General features: G+C 41.3%; 24 protein-coding genes. 6 read left to right on the top strand and 18 right to left on the bottom strand.

The annotated features are described in order from the left end of the window. The first annotated feature begins 103 nt into the window (after window positions 1–103). A complete protein-coding gene (locus ACOOE0_RS16900) occupies window positions 104–574 on the top strand; it encodes a YybH family protein (protein WP_420400082.1) in 471 nt (156 codons plus the stop codon). Here ACOOE0_RS16900 and ACOOE0_RS16895 read toward each other — a convergent pair whose 3' ends face one another. Continuing rightward, entirely contained in the window at window positions 575–2,341 is a 1,767-nt protein-coding gene (locus tag ACOOE0_RS16895) for an SGNH/GDSL hydrolase family protein (RefSeq protein ID WP_420400081.1), read from the bottom strand. A gap of 197 nt (window positions 2,342–2,538) precedes the next feature. Here ACOOE0_RS16895 and mtaB point away from each other — a divergent pair, with 197 nt between their 5' ends. Beyond that, window positions 2,539–3,867 carry a tRNA (N(6)-L-threonylcarbamoyladenosine(37)-C(2))-methylthiotransferase MtaB gene (gene mtaB, locus ACOOE0_RS16890; RefSeq protein WP_420400080.1) on the top strand — a complete coding sequence of 443 codons (1,329 nt, stop codon included), beginning with the start codon at window positions 2,539–2,541 and terminating at the stop codon, window positions 3,865–3,867. Between the two features lie 49 nt (window positions 3,868–3,916). Here mtaB and ACOOE0_RS16885 read toward each other — a convergent pair whose 3' ends face one another. Then, window positions 3,917–4,210: a GNAT family N-acetyltransferase gene (locus ACOOE0_RS16885; protein ID WP_073176257.1), complete on the bottom strand. Its 294-nt coding sequence runs from the start codon at window positions 4,208–4,210 to the stop codon at window positions 3,917–3,919. 161 nt (window positions 4,211–4,371) lie between these two features. Here ACOOE0_RS16885 and ACOOE0_RS16880 point away from each other — a divergent pair, with 161 nt between their 5' ends. Next, the gene (locus ACOOE0_RS16880; protein WP_420400079.1) at window positions 4,372–5,049 is read left to right on the top strand and encodes an alpha/beta fold hydrolase; all 678 of its coding nucleotides are present in this window, start codon (window positions 4,372–4,374) and stop codon (window positions 5,047–5,049) included. A 29-nt stretch (window positions 5,050–5,078) separates the two neighbouring features. After that, entirely contained in the window at window positions 5,079–6,047 is a 969-nt protein-coding gene (locus tag ACOOE0_RS16875; protein ID WP_420400078.1) for a lytic transglycosylase domain-containing protein, read from the top strand. 183 nt (window positions 6,048–6,230) lie between these two features. Here ACOOE0_RS16875 and ACOOE0_RS16870 read toward each other — a convergent pair whose 3' ends face one another. Both ACOOE0_RS16870 and ACOOE0_RS16865 read right to left on the bottom strand, forming a co-directional pair. Then, window positions 6,231–6,851: a pseudaminic acid biosynthesis-associated methylase gene (locus ACOOE0_RS16870; RefSeq protein WP_420400077.1), complete on the bottom strand. Its 621-nt coding sequence runs from the start codon at window positions 6,849–6,851 to the stop codon at window positions 6,231–6,233. A 426-nt stretch (window positions 6,852–7,277) separates the two neighbouring features. Then, window positions 7,278–7,793, bottom strand: a complete 516-nt coding sequence (locus ACOOE0_RS16865) for a DUF2892 domain-containing protein (RefSeq protein ID WP_420400076.1) — start codon at window positions 7,791–7,793, stop codon at window positions 7,278–7,280. Window positions 7,794–7,962: 169 nt separating this feature from the next. Between ACOOE0_RS16865 and rpmH the strand changes: the two genes are divergently transcribed. Further along, on the top strand, window positions 7,963–8,121 hold the full coding sequence (rpmH, locus tag ACOOE0_RS16860; protein ID WP_084598129.1) for a 50S ribosomal protein L34: 159 nt from the start codon (window positions 7,963–7,965) through the stop codon (window positions 8,119–8,121). A gap of 102 nt (window positions 8,122–8,223) precedes the next feature. Then, window positions 8,224–11,076, top strand: a complete 2,853-nt coding sequence (carB, locus tag ACOOE0_RS16855) for a carbamoyl-phosphate synthase large subunit (protein ID WP_420400075.1) — start codon at window positions 8,224–8,226, stop codon at window positions 11,074–11,076. 4 nt (window positions 11,077–11,080) lie between these two features. Here the strand turns inward: carB and ACOOE0_RS16850 are convergent, their stop codons facing one another. The 14 genes from ACOOE0_RS16850 to ACOOE0_RS16785 form a co-directional block, all read right to left on the bottom strand. After that, a complete protein-coding gene (locus tag ACOOE0_RS16850) occupies window positions 11,081–11,914 on the bottom strand; it encodes a DUF2306 domain-containing protein (protein WP_420400074.1) in 834 nt (277 codons plus the stop codon). Between the two features lie 35 nt (window positions 11,915–11,949). After that, window positions 11,950–12,630 carry a DUF4386 domain-containing protein gene (locus ACOOE0_RS16845; protein ID WP_420400073.1) on the bottom strand — a complete coding sequence of 227 codons (681 nt, stop codon included), beginning with the start codon at window positions 12,628–12,630 and terminating at the stop codon, window positions 11,950–11,952. 49 nt (window positions 12,631–12,679) lie between these two features. Continuing rightward, the gene (locus ACOOE0_RS16840; RefSeq protein ID WP_420400072.1) at window positions 12,680–12,919 is read right to left on the bottom strand and encodes a hypothetical protein; all 240 of its coding nucleotides are present in this window, start codon (window positions 12,917–12,919) and stop codon (window positions 12,680–12,682) included. Window positions 12,920–13,028: 109 nt separating this feature from the next. Next, the gene (locus tag ACOOE0_RS16835; RefSeq protein WP_420400071.1) at window positions 13,029–13,457 is read right to left on the bottom strand and encodes a hypothetical protein; all 429 of its coding nucleotides are present in this window, start codon (window positions 13,455–13,457) and stop codon (window positions 13,029–13,031) included. Window positions 13,458–13,555: 98 nt separating this feature from the next. Beyond that, complete coding sequence (locus tag ACOOE0_RS16830; protein WP_420400070.1) at window positions 13,556–14,113, bottom strand: GIN domain-containing protein; 558 nt, start codon at window positions 14,111–14,113, stop codon at window positions 13,556–13,558. Further along, on the bottom strand, window positions 14,100–14,468 hold the full coding sequence (locus tag ACOOE0_RS16825; protein WP_420400069.1) for a GntR family transcriptional regulator: 369 nt from the start codon (window positions 14,466–14,468) through the stop codon (window positions 14,100–14,102). The genes ACOOE0_RS16830 and ACOOE0_RS16825 overlap by 14 nt, the downstream gene beginning before the upstream one ends. 1 nt (window position 14,469) lies before the next feature. Next, entirely contained in the window at window positions 14,470–15,222 is a 753-nt protein-coding gene (locus ACOOE0_RS16820; RefSeq protein ID WP_420400068.1) for a hypothetical protein, read from the bottom strand. Beyond that, window positions 15,206–16,057 (bottom strand): ATP-binding cassette domain-containing protein, encoded by an 852-nt coding sequence (locus tag ACOOE0_RS16815; RefSeq protein ID WP_420400067.1) that lies wholly within the window; start codon window positions 16,055–16,057, stop codon window positions 15,206–15,208. Before ACOOE0_RS16815 ends, ACOOE0_RS16820 begins: the two co-directional genes overlap by 17 nt. A 151-nt stretch (window positions 16,058–16,208) precedes the next feature. Further along, window positions 16,209–16,658, bottom strand: coding sequence for an SRPBCC family protein (locus tag ACOOE0_RS16810; RefSeq protein ID WP_420400066.1), 450 nt, complete (start codon window positions 16,656–16,658; stop codon window positions 16,209–16,211). Beyond that, window positions 16,651–16,980, bottom strand: a complete 330-nt coding sequence (locus ACOOE0_RS16805; protein WP_420400065.1) for an ArsR/SmtB family transcription factor — start codon at window positions 16,978–16,980, stop codon at window positions 16,651–16,653. The genes ACOOE0_RS16810 and ACOOE0_RS16805 overlap by 8 nt, the downstream gene beginning before the upstream one ends. A 72-nt stretch (window positions 16,981–17,052) precedes the next feature. Next, window positions 17,053–17,547, bottom strand: a complete 495-nt coding sequence (locus ACOOE0_RS16800; protein WP_420400064.1) for a YdeI/OmpD-associated family protein — start codon at window positions 17,545–17,547, stop codon at window positions 17,053–17,055. Between the two features lie 199 nt (window positions 17,548–17,746). Continuing rightward, window positions 17,747–18,070 (bottom strand): hypothetical protein, encoded by a 324-nt coding sequence (locus ACOOE0_RS16795; RefSeq protein WP_420400063.1) that lies wholly within the window; start codon window positions 18,068–18,070, stop codon window positions 17,747–17,749. A 68-nt stretch (window positions 18,071–18,138) separates the two neighbouring features. Further along, window positions 18,139–18,831, bottom strand: a complete 693-nt coding sequence (locus tag ACOOE0_RS16790; protein ID WP_420400062.1) for a helix-turn-helix transcriptional regulator — start codon at window positions 18,829–18,831, stop codon at window positions 18,139–18,141. Between the two features lie 115 nt (window positions 18,832–18,946). Next, entirely contained in the window at window positions 18,947–19,387 is a 441-nt protein-coding gene (locus ACOOE0_RS16785) for a carboxymuconolactone decarboxylase family protein (protein WP_420400061.1), read from the bottom strand. Between the last annotated feature and the right edge of the window lie 57 nt (window positions 19,388–19,444).

Raw genomic sequence — 19,444 nt, 5'->3', positions numbered from 1 at the left:
CCACGAAGTTAATGGAAAAAGAATGAAATTTTATGAAGGACAGGAACAGATAAAGGGGGTAACTTTTGCTTACTTTGTTAAAATGCCTTAAACCGAATTCAAAATGAAACCATTTACAAACCTTATCATAGCCAGTTTTCTTTTGATAAGCTGTATTCCCGAAAAAAAGCATGAGGAAGATATTGTCGCAACAGTTGAAGAAGAGAAAGAAGCCATCAAATCCACATTGATATCCATGTGGGATGCCATTGAAAAAGGCGATGTTGAGCGCTATGCAACCTATGTGCATCCAGATTTTACCCAATTTGGGGAAACGGATTCAATCCTCAGAGTGGGTAAGGAGACAGAAGTTAGGGGAGTTGCAGCTTGGGTAAAGGAATCAGAAGGGATACATACCGAAATGGACGAACCTCTTGTAACTGTTAAGGGAAATGTGGCTTGGATTACCTATTATTGGAGGGATAAGGGTATTACCAATGGTGAACCCTTTGCTTCCCGTGGTAAGTCCACCCGAATTTTTGTGAAAGAAAATGGGAATTGGCTATGCATACATGGCCATTATACCCTGCTATAATTATTCCGAAACCTTTTGAAGCTGCGCGACCAACTGTTTGGCAAGCAATCTATATCCTTTAGCGTTTGGGTGAAGGCCATCGGTAAATAAGGACTCGTTTAAAGTTCCGTTCTCTAATAATACCGGGCTTCCTATATCGGCATATGCAATGTTTTCCAATTGGGCCAATTCGGCAATTTTCAGGTTAATTTCCCTGACCCGAGTTTCTTTTCCCGTTCTTGGCAGTATCCCAATAAGATGTAGCTGACTTTTGGGTTGACGGATTTTTATGGCCTGAATCAAATTTTGTAAACCTGAAATAATCTCAGAATCCGTATTGAGGTGGAGATTGTTGGTACCAATCATAAGGATAATGCTTTCGGCCTCAAATCCATCCAACTCACCATGCTGTACCCGCCATAACACATTTTCAATGCGATCCCATCCGTATCCAAAATTCCGAACACCAAGCGGCATCATGACCTCATCCCAGGAATCCGCTCCGTTGGCAATACTGGACTTTGGTTCCCCGCCCCAAAAATTGATGATGGAATCCCCGAACAGACAGATTTTGGTTGGGTTTTGCTGGTTGCCTTCAAGAATGGCTTGGTGTCTGTTTTCCCATTGATACACCGCTATATCCCTACTTTGTGTTTTGGGGATGGTGGTGGAAATTTCCCCTTTGGGTTCATTCAGAATTTCACGAATCATTTGTTCATAAGCATCGGCGTACTGTAGCATCCCATAATCATTGGGATGAATGATATCCACAAAAGAATCAAACCCTAGGCCGATAGAGTCCTTCGCCAACAAGAAAACATCCGTATACCCCTCAGATTTTAACTGATTAAATGCGTTCTCGAGGTCTTCATTTAGAGGTATGTATCGGTCTTTGTTTTCTTGGTTGGTAAAATCATCGGCGTAACCCACATGTGCTGTCAGAATTATTGGGGTATGGGGTTTTGACTCCTTGAGTCTTTTTACGGCATTCAATACCAGTAGTTGGGTATTATCGCGGTTTGGACTCAGGTTGGGAAGACAATCCAGGATATATAGTTTGGCGTCAATTTCGGTCATTAAATCAATGAGTTCGGGTTCCATTCTGCCATTCCCAGAAAAGCCAAGATTGATTATGGATCTATCCAGTCTACGTTCCAATATATTGGTCCATGCCATTCCGGGTCGGGAGGCGCATGCTCCTTGGCAAATGGATGTACCATAGGCTACAATGGGCTTCTCTTTTCTTATGGGAAGCGGATTCAAAAAGGAACCATCCTCTATTCCGATTTCCAAACTTTCTATTTCATTGTAAAGTGGCAAAAAGAGCTGATATTCCCTACCGTATTGATAGTAGGTCTCCGTATCCGAATCAATGGTGAAGGTATAGTTACTTTCCTTATCCAAGGAATAGAACCCCCAATGGCGTATCCAGTCTCCGTGAGGTGTTTTACCGTACAAATCCAATCCACTGACCCCTGTGGCCGGCATATGGGGTAAGGATAGGCCTCCTTTGAGCGTGTATTTTACCCGGATGTTTTTGGCGTTGCTCCAAAACCTGATGGATAGGCCAGCCGCTTGCTTCGATAAGTTCCAAACCGCTTTTCTAACGTTTTGTTCTGCACGGGCAGGAAGTCTGTGAAACTGGGATTCCACCTCATTGGACCAAGCTTGGCCTGAAATCACCGGGAACTCATGCTCAGCCGGATTCCACCATTTGATGTCTGTCTTTTCTTGAGCGGAAATTGGTGAAAGAAATAAGATGAATGCAAAGAGCCAAAAGTTCTTCATGAGTGCAATTTTGGTGGGTTTTTATGCGGTCAACTAAAATAGTCCAAGTTTTGCGTATTATGCAATACAGTTCTGCTGGGATTTTGTTATGGGAATCACTTATTCGTTTTAAAGGCCATTCAAAATTGGAATACATTCAGAACAACCTAAGTCCCAACGAATCACTATCTTTGCAGCCCAAAATTTAAGAAGGGTCAATGCGCAAAAAAGTTGCTTTTTATACCTTGGGTTGCAAGCTTAATTTCTCCGAAACCTCTACCATAGCCAGAAGTTTTGAAAAGGTGGACTTTGACCGTGTGGACTTTGATGAGAAGGCCGATATTTATGTGATCAACACCTGCTCTGTCACAGAAAATGCGGACAAACGCTTTAAGACCATTGTAAAACAAACCCAAAAAAGTAATCCGGAGGCCTTTGTTGCCGCTGTGGGATGCTATGCGCAATTGAAACCGGAGCAATTGGCTGCGGTTGACGGAGTGGATTTGGTTTTGGGTGCAACGGAAAAGTTTAAGATTACCGATTACCTTAACGACCTTACCAAAAATGAGCACGGAGAAGTGCATTCCTGTGAGATTGAAGATGCTGATTTTTATGTGGGTAGTTACGCCATTGGGGATAGGACCCGCGCATTTTTAAAGGTTCAGGATGGCTGTGACTACAAGTGCACCTATTGTACTATCCCATTGGCAAGAGGGATCTCGCGAAGTGATACTTTGGACAATGTGTTATCCAATGCTGCTGAAATTGCCTCCAAGGGCATCAAGGAAATTGTGCTGACGGGTGTAAACATAGGCGATTACGGAAAGGGAGAATTTGGCAACAAAAAGCATGAACATACTTTCTTTGAGTTGGTGAAAGCGTTGGACGAAGTAGATGGCATTCACCGCCTTCGTATTTCCTCCATCGAACCCAATCTCTTGAAGAACGAAACCATCGATTTTGTATCAAAGAGCAATTCCTTTGTCCCTCACTTTCATATACCATTGCAAAGTGGGAGTGATGAGATTCTTAAAAAGATGCGCCGTCGTTACTTATCCAATCTATATGTGGATAGGGTGCAACGAATAAAACAAGTAATGCCCCATGCTTGTATTGGAGTGGATGTGATTGTTGGTTTTCCAGGAGAAACAGAGGAACACTTCTTGGAAACCTACCACTTCCTGAATGAATTGGATATTTCCTATTTGCACGTTTTCACCTATTCCGAAAGGGATAATACCCTTGCCGCTGAAATGGGGAATGTTGTTCCCAAAAATGTTAGGGCCAAGCGAAGCAAAATGCTTCGAGGGCTTTCTGCCAAAAAACGCCGGGCGTTTTATGAAAGTCAATTGGGGAGCACCCGAACAGTCTTGTTTGAGGGCGAGAACAAATCAGGGTACATACATGGATTCACGGAAAATTATGTGAAGGTAAAAGCGCCTTGGAATCCCGAATTGGTAAATACGCTACATCAAGTGAAACTGACCCAGATTGATGAAGATGGTTTGGTTAGGTTTGAGTTTGTTCCTGAAAAGATTTTGGCATAAAAAAACCTCTCATAATGAGAGGTCTTCAACTCGTTTTGTTTTTCTTGGGTTAGATGCGGATTCCTACGGGAAGCATCTCTTTGTACTGTCTGTTCTTTCTTAAGAAACCTGCAATGTGCGGACTTGTGGGTACCACTCTGAGGTTTTTCTCTTGAATTTCATGCAAAACGGCCTTAATGAATGTTTCTTTAAAACCTTCTTGAGTAATTTCCTCAGGAATGACCAATTTGGTCAAAAATACTTTGCGTTCTTGTGAGGAGTACTCAATTTTAGCCAAATGGCCATCAACCCTAGTTTCAAATTGGCGCAAGAAACTATTGTCATTAATTTCCATTTCTGTCATATAGTATTGTTTTAAAAATTGACACAGCACATTACCAAAGCGGTAATTTAAAATCGTCCCTTTTGGTTAATTGTTCAAAAATGAGCGGGGCCTATTGCAAAAGGGACACAAAATTAGTCAAAAATTTGTTAATTTCCTAGCCCAATTGATATTAGGGAAAAATGCCCCGTTCCAAAATCCACTTGTATCTGATGCCTGGTATGGCAGCTAATCCTTCTATTTTTGATGGGATTAAATTACCTCCGGAAACCTTCGCCCTGCATAGGCTGGAATGGTTTGTTCCGGAAAAGGGAATGTCCCTAGCGGATTATGCTAAAAAAATGGTGGCTCAAGTTCAACATGAAAGTCCCGTTTTACTGGGAGTTTCCTTCGGAGGACTATTGGTTCAGGAAATGGCCCAGCATATCAAGGTAAGGAAGGCCATAGTGGTCTCTGCGGTAAAACATCAGCATGAATTGCCAAAAAAAATGCTGTTTGCAAAGTATACCAAGGTACATAAACTATTACCAACTGGACTGGTCAACAATGTGGAACTATTGGCTAGATATGCGTTTGGGGAACGAGCTACCAAACGGCTGGATCTTTATGAAACCTATTTGTCCGTTAGGGATAAACGGTATATAGATTGGGCAATAGACAATATTGTCAATTGGAATCCACCCGCTTCCGTTCCCAATCTTGTCCATATCCATGGAGATAAAGATGCCGTATTTCCCATTGAAAAAATCAAGGATTGCATCACTGTCAAAAATGGAACACATACCATGATAATACATAGGGCAAGATGGTTTAATGAGCACCTTCCCGCAATTATTTTAGAAGAAGGAAGTTCTATATAGTATCTTTAACCAAACAAATGAGGTAATCTATGAAGCATGTTAAGAACGTACTGGCCGTAATTGGACTAGTGGTTGTGGTAGGAAGTTTGATTTTTGCGGTACAGTCCAAACCTGGGGATTTTGTTCAAGCTAATTCTGGAGAACAAAGCGCTGAAAACGACAAAAATGTAGCCGATGGATATCGAATCAGTGCCATCGAAATTCCAGAAGACTTGAATTTTGCAGGGGAAGCAGTTCCGTTGGATGACCCCGAGGTTTTGGAACGTGTAGACCGTGAGTTTTTGGTGAACACCTATTGGCAATCCAATGCTTTATTGTTGATGAAAAGGGCGAATAAGTATTTCCCCATCATAGAACCCATTTTGGCCAAAAATGGAATTCCTGACGATTTTAAATATTTGGCGGTTGCGGAAAGTGCACTGATAGATGTAGCCTCACCCAAAGGAGCGGCAGGCATGTGGCATTTTATGAGAGCCACAGGCAGGGAATATGGATTGGAGGTCAATGCCAATGTGGATGAACGGTATCATATTGAGAAATCTACCCAAGCGGCTTGTGAGTATATCAACAAATGGAAAAAGCGCTTTGGTACCTGGACCTTGACAGCAGCCTCATACAATGCTGGTCCTGCAGGGGTGCAGAAGTATATGAATATCCAAAAAGTGGAAAATTACTATGATCTTCTGTTGGGGCAGGAGACTGGACGCTACGTGTTCCGAATTTTGGCCCTCAAGGAGATTCTTTCCAATCCTGACAAGTATGGTTTTGATGTGGGGGAGGAAGATTTTTATAATACAGTACCGACATTTTCCGTGCAGGTAGATACGGCCGTGACCAGCTGGGCAGACTTTGCCAAGCTTTACGAAATCAATTACAAAATCCTAAAAAGGCATAACCCTTGGTTGCGTGAACCTCATCTGAATAATGCTTCACGTAAAAAATATGTCATTGAGATTCCGAATAAGGGGTATTACCGAAATGTTAGTACAGGGGAATAAATGTTTACGCTTTATAACCAAGTACTAAATTCGAAAACGTATAATTCGTGCACACTTTTCTGGTAGTATTTGCAAAGTAGGTAATTATCGGTATTAAGATTATCAAGCCGAGATAGCTTTATAGTCGCCATGACTTTTTGACTTATTACCTTTCCTGCCATTTTGTATTTTATTATGTACTTTCTACGTATTCTTCTTGAGTAAAAACCAAGTTGAATCGTCCATTGGAAAATTGTTATCTCGATGATATTGAAATCCATAGTCCACCAATTCTAAGTTTGGATATAAATCCATGATTTCGCCTGCAAAATCACGCTTGAAAAGTCTCTTCGAATATCCTCGATAATTGACTTCAATAGGTTTTGGATTATAGTATTCTTTCACTAAAATGTACTTACTCGAGCAATCGTACAATTTTGCGTAGACTTCACGTAATTTACTTGGATTTATGTGAATTAAAACACCAGATGTAAATGTTAAATCGAATTGTCCTAAATCTTTTGAAGTAAAATCCAATATTGAACCCTCAAATACATTAATATCTGAAATATTCTTCAATTCTTGAATTGCTTTTGTATTTATTTCAACTCCATTTAATTTGCATTTTGGCAATAAATTTCTCAACGCAATTAAGTTTTGTCCAATATTGGTTCCAAATTCGATAATTGAGGTTAAGTCCTTTGTCCTTGATAAAATGCTTGAAAATACGGCAGTTCTATATGCTATGCTTTTAGGGTTACTATTCCTGTCAACGTATTGATTGCCAAAGTCTCCTGTCCAAAAATCTTCTTGTTCTGTTTTCAAATTCAAACTTATCTTTTATTAAATTGGTTTTTAGTTCTCCCCCTTTTTTATTGGTTTCTAATCTCGAATTTTAGTTTTATCAGTTAGGAGCAATCATGAATTGTCGAAACAAGTACTTTTTCAATTCCTCCTTAGCTTGCTCACAGTGTTCAGGAGATATTTTGTTTTAGCATTGACGAGTGAACTTACAGGTTTTTTAGTTGGAATGCCCTGCTAAATTGACGGATTGCCCTTTAGAATTGATGGATTATCCTTTTGAATTGACGAATCGGCGAATCACTTAGCTCGGATTCTTGAGGAAAGTATACCAAGAAAATGGAAAGAAGAATTTTGTAATGTAGTTTTGAAATCTCCGATTTCATGATCCAAATTTCAAAAAATATATGGCTTGAAATTTTCACATTTGGGAATTGTAAAATTATCGCATTATATGCGCTTCATCTGTTGCTGCATCATTTTGATCTGCTCCGTAAGCATATTGTTTTTGTCCAATTTCTTGGCTTCTTGCAACAGCTGTGTGGCTTCCCGCTTTCTGCGCTTTTGCATGGAAATCCCGGCAAGACTTAACTTGGCCATGGCCACATCATAATCCATGGTCAAACCCAGTTTTAGTGCTTTTTTAAAGTACTTCTCTGCCTGGGTCAAGTTCTTTTGGGAATAAATAATACCGTGCAGGTAGTTATAATAACCTTGTTGCTTCTTGATCAAAGCTGCCTCTGGATTCTTGATTTTACCCAACCATTTTTGGGTGCCTTCCATGTCTTGTTTTCGCATCCGAAGAAAAGCCATAAGGATGAACTCATTTCTGAAATACAGAAAAATAAACACCAATGAAAGTAGAATCAGGGAAATACCGTTACCAATATATCCCTCGGCAAACTGGTACCCTGAGTAGCCTACTATTAAGGCGGCAATGACTAATTTTATATTTTTATGGAACATATTTTGTTCGGATTTTAAGTCGGTTTCAAGAGGAGGCAAAAGTACTAAAAACTAATTTAAATATTTTCTTTTTCCACTTGCCAAAGTAAAAACTCTTCGTATATTTGCGCCCAGAATTTTTAGGGTAGTTTTATCTCCCAGCAACAAAATCCATTAAAAGAGTTCCGAAATGAAAAGAACGTATCAGCCGTCAAAGAGGAAGAGAAGAAACAAACATGGTTTTAGAGAACGCATGGCGACTGCCAATGGTAGAAAAGTTCTTGCTAGAAGAAGAGCGAAGGGAAGAAAGAAATTATCTGTTTCATCAGAACCACGTCATAAGAAATAATGACTGTAAATAACTTTTTAATAAAGGTGCTACTTTTTCAAGATTAGCACCTTTTTTTTGACCTAATTTTGAAAAATTTGATAACGAGTAACCCTATTTAGAATGCCCAAAAGAAAAGACCTTAAATCGATTTTGATTATTGGTTCTGGCCCTATCATTATTGGCCAGGCATGTGAATTTGATTATTCCGGTTCCCAATCCTTACGATCGCTTCGCGAAGATGGTATAGAAACCATCTTGATCAATAGCAATCCTGCTACGATCATGACGGACCCAGCCATGGCGGATCACGTCTACCTGAAACCCTTGAACACCAAATCAATTATTGAGATTTTAAAAAACCACCCCAATATTGATGCGGTTTTGCCCACCATGGGAGGACAAACGGCCCTGAATCTATGTATTGAGGCGGATGAGAAGGGTATTTGGGAAGATTTTGGAGTGGAGATTATAGGTGTGGATATAGACGCCATCAATATCACAGAAGATCGCGAGAAGTTTAGGGAATTAATGCTCAAAATTGGGATTGGGATGCCACCCCAGGCTGCCGCAACCTCTTTTCTTAAAGGAAAGGAAATAGCCCAAGAATTTGGCTTTCCCTTGGTGATTAGGGCATCATTTACTTTGGGTGGAGCAGGGGCGTCCATTGTGTACGACCCGGAAAATTTTGATAAACAACTAAGTCATGCACTTGAGGTATCGCCCATCCACGAGGTGATGATAGACAAGGCCTTGATGGGGTGGAAGGAATACGAATTGGAGTTGCTTCGGGATAAAAATGACAATGTCGTCATCATTTGTACCATTGAAAATATGGATCCCATGGGTATTCACACAGGAGACTCCATTACTGTGGCGCCCGCAATGACCTTATCTGATCGGACATTCCAACGTATGCGTGATATGGCTATTCATATGATGCGCAGCATTGGAGATTTTGCAGGTGGATGTAACGTTCAATTTGCGGTGAGCCCGGATGAAAAGGAAGATATTATAGCCATTGAGATCAACCCTAGGGTATCCCGTTCTTCGGCATTGGCATCAAAGGCTACTGGATATCCTATTGCGAAAATTGCCACCAAACTGGCCATCGGCTATAGTTTGGATGAATTGGACAATCAAATAACCAAGTCCACTTCGGCATTGTTTGAGCCCACCTTGGACTACGTTATCGTAAAAATTCCAAGATGGAACTTTGACAAATTTGAAGGTTCTGATCGTACTTTGGGGCTTCAGATGAAGTCCGTAGGGGAGGTCATGGGTATTGGTAGATCATTTCAAGAAGCCTTGCACAAAGCCACACAATCACTTGAAATCAAGCGAAATGGTCTTGGCGCAGATGGTAAAGGTTATAAAGACTACGACAAAATTATCCAAAAACTAAAAGTGCCCAGTTGGGATAGGGTCTTCGTACTTTATGATGCCATCCAATTGGGGATTCCGTTGAAGACCATCCATGATATCACCAAGATAGATATGTGGTTCCTTAAGCAGTACGAGGAACTTCATTACCTGGAAATGGAGATTTCAAAATATACGGTGGAGAGCCTTCCCAAATCCCTCTTGTTGGAGGCCAAACAAAAAGGTTTTGCGGATCGCCAGATAGCCCATATGTTGGATTGCTACGAGAGTGAAGTCCATAAAAAGAGGATGGCCTTAAAGATCAATAGGGTCTATAAACTGGTGGATACCTGTGCGGCGGAATTCAAGGCCATGACCCCATATTACTACTCCACCTTTGAGGAAGAAATTGAGACCGCAGATGGCACCCGTTTTGTGGCCAACGATAGCGAGGTCACCGATAGAAGAAAGATTGTAGTCTTAGGTTCCGGGCCCAATAGGATAGGGCAAGGGATAGAATTTGACTACTGCTGTGTGCACGGGGTTTTGGCGGCGGCCGAATGTGATTATGAAACCATCATGATCAACTGTAACCCAGAGACCGTATCAACGGACTTTGATACCGCGGACAAGCTTTATTTCGAACCTGTTTTCTGGGAACATATCTATGATATTATTCTTCATGAAAAGCCAGAGGGAGTTATTGTGCAGCTTGGTGGACAAACGGCCTTGAAGCTGGCTGAAAAGTTGGATCGTTATGGAATTAACATCATCGGGACCAGTTTTAAATCCTTGGATTTGGCAGAGGACAGGGGAAGCTTTTCTACTTTATTGAAGGAAAATGACATCCCTTACCCACGATTTGGAGTTGCGGAAACAGCCGATGAAGCCTTGGAACTTGCAGATGAATTGAACTTCCCACTTTTGGTACGTCCGTCTTATGTTCTGGGTGGACAGGGAATGAAGATTGTGATCAATAAGGAAGAGTTGGAAGCGCATGTGGTGGATTTGCTTCGCAGCATCCCCAACAACAAACTTTTATTGGATCATTATTTGGATGGGGCCATTGAGGCGGAAGCAGATGCCATTTGTGATGGGGAGGAAGTATACATCATCGGTATCATGGAGCATATAGAGCCCTGTGGAATCCACTCTGGGGATTCCAATGCTACCTTGCCTCCTTTTAATCTTGGCGAATTTGTCATGCAACAAATAAAGGATCACACCAAGAAGATAGCTTTGGCCCTAAAAACGGTGGGACTGATCAATATCCAATTTGCCATCAAGGACGATATCGTGTACATCATTGAAGCAAATCCGAGGGCATCCCGTACAGTTCCATTTATAGCTAAAGCTTATGGAGAACCATATGTGAACTATGCCACCAAGGTAATGTTGGGGGAAAATAAGGTCAAAGACTTTGATTTCAAACCCCATTTGGACGGCTATGCGATCAAACAACCCGTGTTTTCGTTCAACAAGTTCCCGAATGTGAATAAGAATCTGGGTCCAGAGATGAAAAGTACAGGAGAGAGCATCCTCTTTATAGATAGTCTAAAAGACGATGATTTCTACAACCTGTACTCTCGAAGAAAGATGTACCTCAGCAAATAGAGATTCAGCTAATTCGCGGTATCCACATGCCCATGGTGGCCGCAAAAGTCCCCAAAGCTGTTATAAGAGTCAGGATTATCATGCCAATGGACATGGCAATCTTGGCTCCTTGGGACTTGTTCTTCTGTGCCAAAAAGTAAAGTTCCAACACCGCCAAAGGAAGTAGATATTGGGCAAAACCTAGGAAAACAAGGAACGGCCCGCGGAAGGTTTCAGGGTCAAATCCTACAGGTTTTCCATGAACGAATAGCCAAAACATCAAGCCTATTCTAAAGAACCATACCCCAGCCATGGTTAGGAATAATCTTAGAGCCCATTTTCGATGCACCGTAAAGTTTCGCTTCATGGCTGTTCTTAGAGCCATTAGGGCAAAGGTTAAGATAAGTACCCCGTTTAGGCTTACGCTTATATCCCCAACCAAACCACTGATGGTACCCTTGGTGACAACCATGTAAATTCCACTTAAACTGATTAAAAAGGCAGCCCCAATGTAAAATCGTCCATTCCAACGATGAAAGCGAGGAAAATAACTCCTGAGTTTTGGAATGAACTGCATGGGGCCGCCGACCATTACGATGATGGCAAAAAGCAAGTGTATGGCCACAGCCGTATTGCCCATGGTCTCTCCTTCCACGTAACCGTGAGGTAAAACCCTGTTCCAACGCATAAAATCTCCGTCCATGGCCGCTCCCCCGTAGAACAAGGCTACGTAAAAGGCAAATATCCACTGGCCTAACACAGCGACGGTAAACCAAACTTCAATGGATTTATCCAATAATTTTTTAGGCCATATTTTGGTTGGCCTACCAGCGGTAAGCACATCTGTTTTGATTGACATAATTATTCGTTTTGTTGATTAATACATTGATGAAACTAGCTGTTCTGCATGGCAGAATCAGAAAACCCCTTCGCAATTAACCATCCCATAAAGACAATCATAAAAATGCCATTCTGGGAATAAAAATGGAAGCTGATATCCAAATCAAAGATGTTGACCCAAGAGGCCATAAATACCAGGGTAATGGCTATCATGCCCCATAACGCCAATAATTTGGGAACCAATTTGGTTCGAAATAGAAAATAGTAAAATACAAAGGCGGCCATGGCATAGGTAATTAACGCCATGAAATGCGACCAGAAGTAATCCTCAATTTTTAGCAAACCAAGGGTCCGAAGTATGTCCAGATTGGTGGCTCCAGGCTTCACAAATTCTCCACTTAACGAAATCAGCGATAAATGACTGATGTTGCTATAGATTATGATGCCCAAATTAATCACCCAAAGTCCAAAAAATGCAAGGGCAAGCCCCGAGCTATATTCTTTGATTTTGGGAAAAAGATAAATGGAGATTAAAAGCCATAAGGCACTGGCAGTAATGTCCAGCACCATTCCAAAGCGCATTCCCAATGCATTTTGATGAATGTACTCCAGAAAATTAAGATCTTCACCCATAGACGTTGATAGCCCTCTAAGACTTAATGAGGGTATGCCCACGGCCATGATCAGGAGCAACAAGACCCCCACAATTCTACCTGTTTTTTGATTTGTTTTCATGATTGTTCGTTTTTTTGCTGTCTTCCAACAGCAGGTTGATGAATAAACTTTAGTGCTTGTAGATTTTTCGTTTGGTTTGCTCAAATTGGTTCAAATGCCCCATTTGGCTAAACCCTTTGTTTAGATTGTCAGATAAGAGTCCAAGTGCATATGCCGTTTGCTGATAGGCAAGCTCCACTTTCTTTTGCGTATGATACCTATGTAGTGCATAACTGCCAAGAATCAAAGCGATGAGCCCTATACCCAGGAACCGAAAAAGACGTTTGGTTCCTACTTTTTGTGATTTCATGATTGTTCGTTTTTTTACCTGTCCGTGTACCTATGGTACATAAACCAACAGGCGGATTGATGAATGGTCTACAGGATTTGCGGTATTTATACCGGGTAAACCCTGAATTTTAAAAAGGGCTTGATGAAAGCCTTAAATAAATACCCCCCCATGGAATAACCAAGGTATCAATGATTACGGCGGTAACGCACACCCAAAAGAAGGATTCTGCATTGGGGGTGATTGTCCCTGCATGTTTCATGGGAAGGTATACCGTCAATGCCCAAATGGATTTATAAGCCAATTGCAGGAGGATCAACGGTAGCATCTTTAAAGGGTATCTTATGCCAATCCCCATAAGTGTGGCATAAGCAGCCCAAAAACTAAAGGACACTCCTGTAATATAGTCCAGGGGCTCGGGAGGAAAGAGCAAATAGTCCCAAGCTTCAAAAGCCAGTCCTATAAAAGTGAGAAAATAAAGAGCACGCATGAGCCAAATGCGCCATTTCGGCGGATATGGAACACCCTCTTGGTCATATGTGGTGGTATGTGATTTCATAACTGTTCGTTTTTTGATTGATGGACCCTTCGACTATGCTCAGGGCAGATTGATGATTGATGAATAATAAAAGCTGATTGTTCGTTTTTTGATGGTATTTAGTTGTTCTTTTCCTCCATAAAATTTAGTTGGTTAATTTTTCCATTTAGATGCACACTGCCTGTTGAGGTGTTGCTGTAATTCAATTGCTCATAGGAAAGTTCAAGTTTTCCTGAGCTTTTATCTCTGAACTTCAAGTCCAGATTAGCTCCTGACAGGATTCCGACCGACTCAACTGATACTTCAGAACTAAACTTAAGCCCATGAAATTCTGGGTTCGAAATACGAAGGACAATACTGTCTTTCTTTTTCAAGGGTGAGGCCACACTGATGTCCAAAGTATCGTCAACTATTAGGGTGCGAATGGAATCGATAATATAATCAGGGGCACTTATCTGAATTGCCGCTGTATCTTGTTGTTCCATAAGAATTTTCAATCTCCCATTTACTTTGACTACCGTAAAACGGGCGAGCTGCCTATTTTGCGTTTGCATTTTTACAGGTTTGATAAGGGCTTTCCCCTCCTTCACATAGCTATGCACGGATAACTGAAAAATGAACGAAAATAGCAGGATAGCAATCAGCGCTCCCCATAAAATAAGACTACTTTTCTTCATTTTTGTGTTGGTTGTAAGCGTTGTTCAATTCTTCAATTCCAATGTCCAATAGACTCATTTGCTTGAATAGACTGGGAAGGTTTTGTTCCAAAAACTCCTTGCGCCTAATTTCCAATACAGTGGTAAATCCATTGTCGGATACGAAGTATCCAATACCTCTTTTGTTATAGATAACCTCCAAATCCTGTAGGTGGTTAAAGGCCCTTATGGCCGTATTGGGGTTAACCTCCACCATCATAGCCACCTCCCTTACGGAAGGGATTCTGCTTCCTTCTTGCCATTGTTTGCTCAATATGTTTTCATAAAAGAAATCCACTATTTGTAAATAAATGGGTTTACTGTTGTCAAAATCCATCCTACACCTCCTTTTCCCTCATTTTAAAATAAGCTGCCACAAGCATTAACGGCCCAAATATGAAGCCGTAGAACCATCGTCCAACAATGGAAAAATCCATCCCGGCCTTGTTGAATGCCATTGAACCTAGCCCGTCTTCGTCAAAAACACCAAGTCTATGGTTGAACATGGCATACAATAGAAAATTGAAAAGAAAGAAGCCCAGAACTACAATTCCAACAGCCAATAAGGTTTTCCCGATCTTGTTTCTGGTAAAACTAAGCGCGCCCACCATGGCCACAGGTTGAACAAATATATAGGTGCCAACAATAGTTAAATAGGATTCTGAGAATAGGGTCAGCAGGCTAAAGTTGGCTCCAAAAAGAACGATTCCCGCGGCCATGGCCACCGTGCCAACCAGCAGGGCCAAAACAGATAATACCAAGGTATAGATCAGGGTAACCGTTAGCCATTTGGCTGCTAGTCGTTCTAGAGTGGAAACAGGAAGGGCCAGATATAATGCGTTGGTTTTTGGGTTTCCAAACTCGCGAAACAATGCAAAGGTGAACAGTATTCCCATTGGAATATAGATGATTCCGAAAATTCCATAAAACTCTTCCAAATCTAATTTTTGGTCCCACACCATGTTCAACAAGCAGAATATGAAAACCAAGATAATGGCTACCAAAAAACCGGTCAGAAATGTACCTCTTAGCAAGACCAAGTCCCGCTTTATGAACTGCAATACCCGCTGAAAACTAAACCTCTGCTCCATGATCGTTGTTTTGCATGATTTGATTTATTCTCACGGGCTCGTTCAATACCCCATTAAAAAGAAGTTCCAGGTCCACTTCAGTTTCTTCCTTATCCATTCTGGCATGTACGGAGCGTCCGCCAAATGCCCCCTCAGAGTAAATGAGTCCAGTTTGCTCCGTGCTGGATGCTCTGCCAAACCATAGCATTTTGGTCACCTGATCCAGGGATTGGTCAAAAATGAGCTGGGCATTGTCCAAGATGATTACATGGTTGATGAGGCTATGAAGGTCTCGAACTTGATGTGTTGAAATCACTATGCATTTTCCTGAATCAACACTAGCTGCCATTACCTTTCTAAACTGACTCTTGGACGGAATGTCCAAGCCATTGGTAGGTTCATCCATGAGCAATAATTGCGTGTTAACCGCTATACCAAATGCTATCAGTACTTTCTTTTTTTGTCCAAAAGAAAGGTTGGAAATGATTTGTTGCGGTTTTAAATGGAATTCCTCCAAAAGATGGTAAAACTGTTCCTTGGAAAAATTGGGATAGAAAACCGAGTTGATGTGTTCAAATGCCTTTATAGCGATGCGGGGCAATTCAAATTCCTCGGGTATCAAAAAAATGTCCTGTAAAGTCTGTGGTTCCCTTTGTTGGGTGGACAGTCCGTTAAAAGTGCAACTACCGGATTTTGGAAACAACAACCCACCCATGATCTTGATCAAGGTGCTTTTCCCTTCCCCGTTCTTACCAAACAAGCCATAAATGTTGCCTGGCTTAAGTTCCAGATTAATGGACTTAAGTACCGAAGGACTGGTTGGATAATTGAAATAAAGCTTGTTTGTCGCTAACATTTATAGTGTATTAGATAACTAGAACACTACAAAGGTAAAATATTTTTTTAATTCTCCAAATTTTTTTTGAAAAGTAGGAGAGCGCTAACGGCTTGTATACCAGTTGATCATACAAAAAAAGAGCCGTGGGTTACGGCTCTTATGGTATTAGTTATTTTGAAGAGACAAATTCTGACAAGCGGTCAAACACGGAGCCCCAACCATTGTAGAAGCCCATTTCTTCTTGTTGTTTGCAATACTCCTCTGTCTCATGCACACAATTAAAGGTAAAATGGGTTTTATCACCATCAGCCTTAAAAATGGATTGGATTTCCACACCTTCCGTCATGGGTTTGAAATTGGCAGAGGAAACGATTCTTTCCTTTGGAACAATATCCACGTAGACACCATCGGCTATAAATTCACTACCGTCTGGCATGGTCATGGCGTATTTCCATTGGCCTCCTACAGTAAAATCATGTTCCAATACTTTGGTTTCCATTCCCTTGGGTCCCCACCATTGGGCAATGTGTTCTGGTTGAGTCCAGGCTTCCCAAACAAGATCAAGGGGAGCGTCAAAGGTTCGTTCAAGGGTTAGGGTTCTGTTTTTTGGATTATTCATGCTTGTTGTTTTTGTTTTGTAATTGATTCAAATAGTTTTCAAAAGAGTCCAGTTTCTCTTCCCAGAGATTTCGGTATTGGTCAATCCATAAAAATGCGGGGATTAGGTTTTTAGGTTGAATAAGACAGTGCCGTTCACGTCCTTTTTGACTGAACATGATGATACCGCATTCCTCCAAAATCTTTAGGTGTTTGGAAATGGCAGGTCTGCTCACTTCAAATTGCTCCGCCACTTCATTTACGGTCAAAGCCTGTTCCGACAACAACTTTATGATGTCTCGCCGAACGGGATCTGCAATGGCTTGGAATACATCTCTTCTCATTTATAAGTAACCGTTTGGTTACAAATATATATGTAATCATTCGGTTACGCAAATTTGAAAAGTAATTTTTGACTAATCCCGCTTTTCTTGTTGGTTAAGGGAAAGATTTTTAGACAGTTTGTGCATCATCAATGCAATTCTGTCCGCTTGGGTATCTTCCTTTTTTGCAGCATAGATCCAGTCCAAGTAGGCTTTTTGCTGACCTTGGGTTAGGGATTGAAACGTGGATAGGAGGGATGCCGGCTCTTGACGAAAACACTCCATGATATCTTCGGGAATTTGCATAGGATCCTCATCCAGATACAAAACCACCTGGACGTAATCCCCTGGCCATTTGTCAATTCTTTTTCGGATGGCTGCCTTTACGGGCAAAAACATATGGCCATCATTGAGTGGCATAATATGGTATTGTTGAATGGGAAATCCATCTATGCTTCCCTTTACCTTGATCCACCCAAACCCATTGGATTTACCCTTGATTTTTCCTGGGATGCTCGCATAAGTCCATCCACCTTTGCCTGGGGTTTTTTGAAGAAGGAATTCGCCTTTTATTATGAGTTCTTTCATTTTTATTTGTTAGCAGACCTCCTTGCATTTTTAAAGTACAAGTTGATAGAACCCATCAATTCGAGTTTTCCAAAGGAAAGTATCGAGAATGAGGGAATTGACCAATGGGTCCTTTGTTCTCGATACAATTTTTTCGACTGTAACTCGAAAAAATCACTCGAACTGACGAGTTTCAATCAAAATGTACAATTGGTCAGCATTAATAACTGGCATACATTTGATAGTGCAAAACACCTTGTTCCGGTTGGGAAGTATCAGCTTCTTCCATCAGGCTAAAGTAGTTGGAAAAGGCCTGACTTTCCTGAACCTTGACCATAACTTCCCGCGCCGCATCCATACTTTCCCATAGAATGGTGTCGATGAAGTTCCGATCAGATTGAACCAAGAGTTCCCTTCGGATGAATCCGTTTTGCTTTTCCAAGAAATCTGTTTGCAAAGCTTTGGAGGCTTCCAACAGTTGTTGCTCCGTGATGCCCTCTTTGATGGTGAATGGGGCCCACTCCAAAATTTGATGATTGTTCATTTTTTGCGTTGTTTTTCATTTAACAACAAAATTAAATCTGGAGAGTGTCAAGGGTATGTCAGTAGGGTTCAGGAATATTTTTCACCCCTTTGCTTATAGTGGTCCTGTAGGTTGAAAGTAATGGCTTTCCCAGATTTTATATCCGTAGGTTTTAATTCCAAAATCCTGTCCAGTCTAAAATCCCTATAATCTTCCCTGAACCTACAATAGGCCACCATAACCCATCTGTTTTCTGTAAAATATAGACCGAGAGGGTCTACCTTACGTTGGGTCGTAATACCTTGCGGGCTGCGGTAGGTAATATCTATGACCTCAAAAGAAGTGATGGCTTTCTGCACCTCTGCCAAATAGGATGAGTTTTCTTCTGTATTGAATTGTCGGGCGGGACTTATTCTGCTTTCCAGCAGGGCAACCTTGTCCTTTTCTGAGGTACGGAGTACCGCCTTGATTTTGGTTAGTGCAGAGCGATAGTTCTTTACCAAGGAAGTCTCCATATTCTGCAGCACAAACTTTTCGGCGGTTACCAGTGCATTGGCTTCGTCCTCTTCAAAAGATACTGGGGGCAGTCGGTATCCATCAACCATAAAATATCCAATGCCTGCTTCGGAACCAATGGGTACTCCAGCTTCCTGTAAGGTTTTTACATCCCTGTACACGGTCCTTAGACTAATGTCGAATTCGTCCGCAATCTCTTGTGCGGTTAGGGTGCTTTTGGACTGTAACTTGATTAATATAGAAGTAATACGGGTAAGCCTGTTCATAATTTTGATGATGATTATAACTACAGTAATGGGGATACAATTTACATTAAAAGCGGCATGGGTTGGCTTCCAAGCCGCTTAAAATTTGCAAAATTCCACCTGCGGTGCTAAGCAATTATTTTGGAACTGGCATATGTGTGCTTATGGCAATACGATTCCAAACATTGATGGTGGCAATGGCCATAATGATTTGTGAAAAATAATGCGGATCAAAGAACTTCATGGCCTTTTGATAGGTTTCAGGAGTTAGTCCTTTTTCATGAATCTTGGTCACCTCCTCCGTCATTTGCAAGATTACTTTTTCCTCTTCGGAGAAAACATCAATATCCTGCCACGCATTCAAAAGGAACAAGCGCTCTTGGGTTTCCCCAAGCTTTAATGCTTCTTTGGTATGCATATCAATACAAAAAGCACATCCGTTGATTTGGGATGCCCTTACTTTGATCAGTTTATAATGTGATTTTTTTAGTTCGGATTGTGCCAAATATCCTTCCAGGCCAAAGACGGCTTGATACGCCTTGGGTTCTGTTTCCCCAACTTGAATTCTCGTTTCCATGTTCGTTGTTTTTTGAATTTGGAACGAAGGTATTGCAGGGAAAATCCAAATAACTTA

The sequence above is a fragment of the Flagellimonas sp. genome, from assembly GCF_965215805.1.
Taxonomy (GTDB): Bacteria; Bacteroidota; Bacteroidia; order Flavobacteriales; family Flavobacteriaceae; genus Flagellimonas.
Note: the sequence above shows the minus strand (reverse complement) of the source record. Positions and strands in the feature narration are given on the sequence as shown.

Bases quoted from the DNA above. Each gene is read 5' to 3' on its own strand.
- ACOOE0_RS16875 (WP_420400078.1), top strand. From the start codon at position 5,079: ATGAAGCATGTTAAGAACGTACTGGCCGTAATTGGACTAGTGGTTGTG.
- ACOOE0_RS16820 (WP_420400068.1), bottom strand. From the start codon at position 15,222: ATGGAGCAGAGGTTTAGTTTTCAGCGGGTATTGCAGTTCATAAAGCGG.
- ACOOE0_RS16815 (WP_420400067.1), bottom strand. From the start codon at position 16,057: ATGTTAGCGACAAACAAGCTTTATTTCAATTATCCAACCAGTCCTTCG.
- ACOOE0_RS16895 (WP_420400081.1), bottom strand. From the start codon at position 2,341: ATGAAGAACTTTTGGCTCTTTGCATTCATCTTATTTCTTTCACCAATT.
- ACOOE0_RS16835 (WP_420400071.1), bottom strand. From the start codon at position 13,457: ATGAAATCACATACCACCACATATGACCAAGAGGGTGTTCCATATCCG.
- ACOOE0_RS16900 (WP_420400082.1), top strand. From the start codon at position 104: ATGAAACCATTTACAAACCTTATCATAGCCAGTTTTCTTTTGATAAGC.
- carB (WP_420400075.1), top strand. From the start codon at position 8,224: ATGCCCAAAAGAAAAGACCTTAAATCGATTTTGATTATTGGTTCTGGC.
- ACOOE0_RS16880 (WP_420400079.1), top strand. From the start codon at position 4,372: ATGCCCCGTTCCAAAATCCACTTGTATCTGATGCCTGGTATGGCAGCT.
- ACOOE0_RS16785 (WP_420400061.1), bottom strand. From the start codon at position 19,387: ATGGAAACGAGAATTCAAGTTGGGGAAACAGAACCCAAGGCGTATCAA.
- ACOOE0_RS16790 (WP_420400062.1), bottom strand. From the start codon at position 18,831: ATGAACAGGCTTACCCGTATTACTTCTATATTAATCAAGTTACAGTCC.
- ACOOE0_RS16810 (WP_420400066.1), bottom strand. From the start codon at position 16,658: ATGAATAATCCAAAAAACAGAACCCTAACCCTTGAACGAACCTTTGAC.
- ACOOE0_RS16800 (WP_420400064.1), bottom strand. From the start codon at position 17,547: ATGAAAGAACTCATAATAAAAGGCGAATTCCTTCTTCAAAAAACCCCA.
- ACOOE0_RS16830 (WP_420400070.1), bottom strand. From the start codon at position 14,113: ATGAAGAAAAGTAGTCTTATTTTATGGGGAGCGCTGATTGCTATCCTG.
- rpmH (WP_084598129.1), top strand. From the start codon at position 7,963: ATGAAAAGAACGTATCAGCCGTCAAAGAGGAAGAGAAGAAACAAACAT.
- ACOOE0_RS16840 (WP_420400072.1), bottom strand. From the start codon at position 12,919: ATGAAATCACAAAAAGTAGGAACCAAACGTCTTTTTCGGTTCCTGGGT.
- ACOOE0_RS16825 (WP_420400069.1), bottom strand. From the start codon at position 14,468: ATGGATTTTGACAACAGTAAACCCATTTATTTACAAATAGTGGATTTC.
- ACOOE0_RS16795 (WP_420400063.1), bottom strand. From the start codon at position 18,070: ATGAACAATCATCAAATTTTGGAGTGGGCCCCATTCACCATCAAAGAG.
- ACOOE0_RS16805 (WP_420400065.1), bottom strand. From the start codon at position 16,980: ATGAGAAGAGATGTATTCCAAGCCATTGCAGATCCCGTTCGGCGAGAC.
- ACOOE0_RS16845 (WP_420400073.1), bottom strand. From the start codon at position 12,630: ATGAAAACAAATCAAAAAACAGGTAGAATTGTGGGGGTCTTGTTGCTC.
- mtaB (WP_420400080.1), top strand. From the start codon at position 2,539: ATGCGCAAAAAAGTTGCTTTTTATACCTTGGGTTGCAAGCTTAATTTC.
- ACOOE0_RS16865 (WP_420400076.1), bottom strand. From the start codon at position 7,793: ATGTTCCATAAAAATATAAAATTAGTCATTGCCGCCTTAATAGTAGGC.
- ACOOE0_RS16850 (WP_420400074.1), bottom strand. From the start codon at position 11,914: ATGTCAATCAAAACAGATGTGCTTACCGCTGGTAGGCCAACCAAAATA.
- ACOOE0_RS16885 (WP_073176257.1), bottom strand. From the start codon at position 4,210: ATGACAGAAATGGAAATTAATGACAATAGTTTCTTGCGCCAATTTGAA.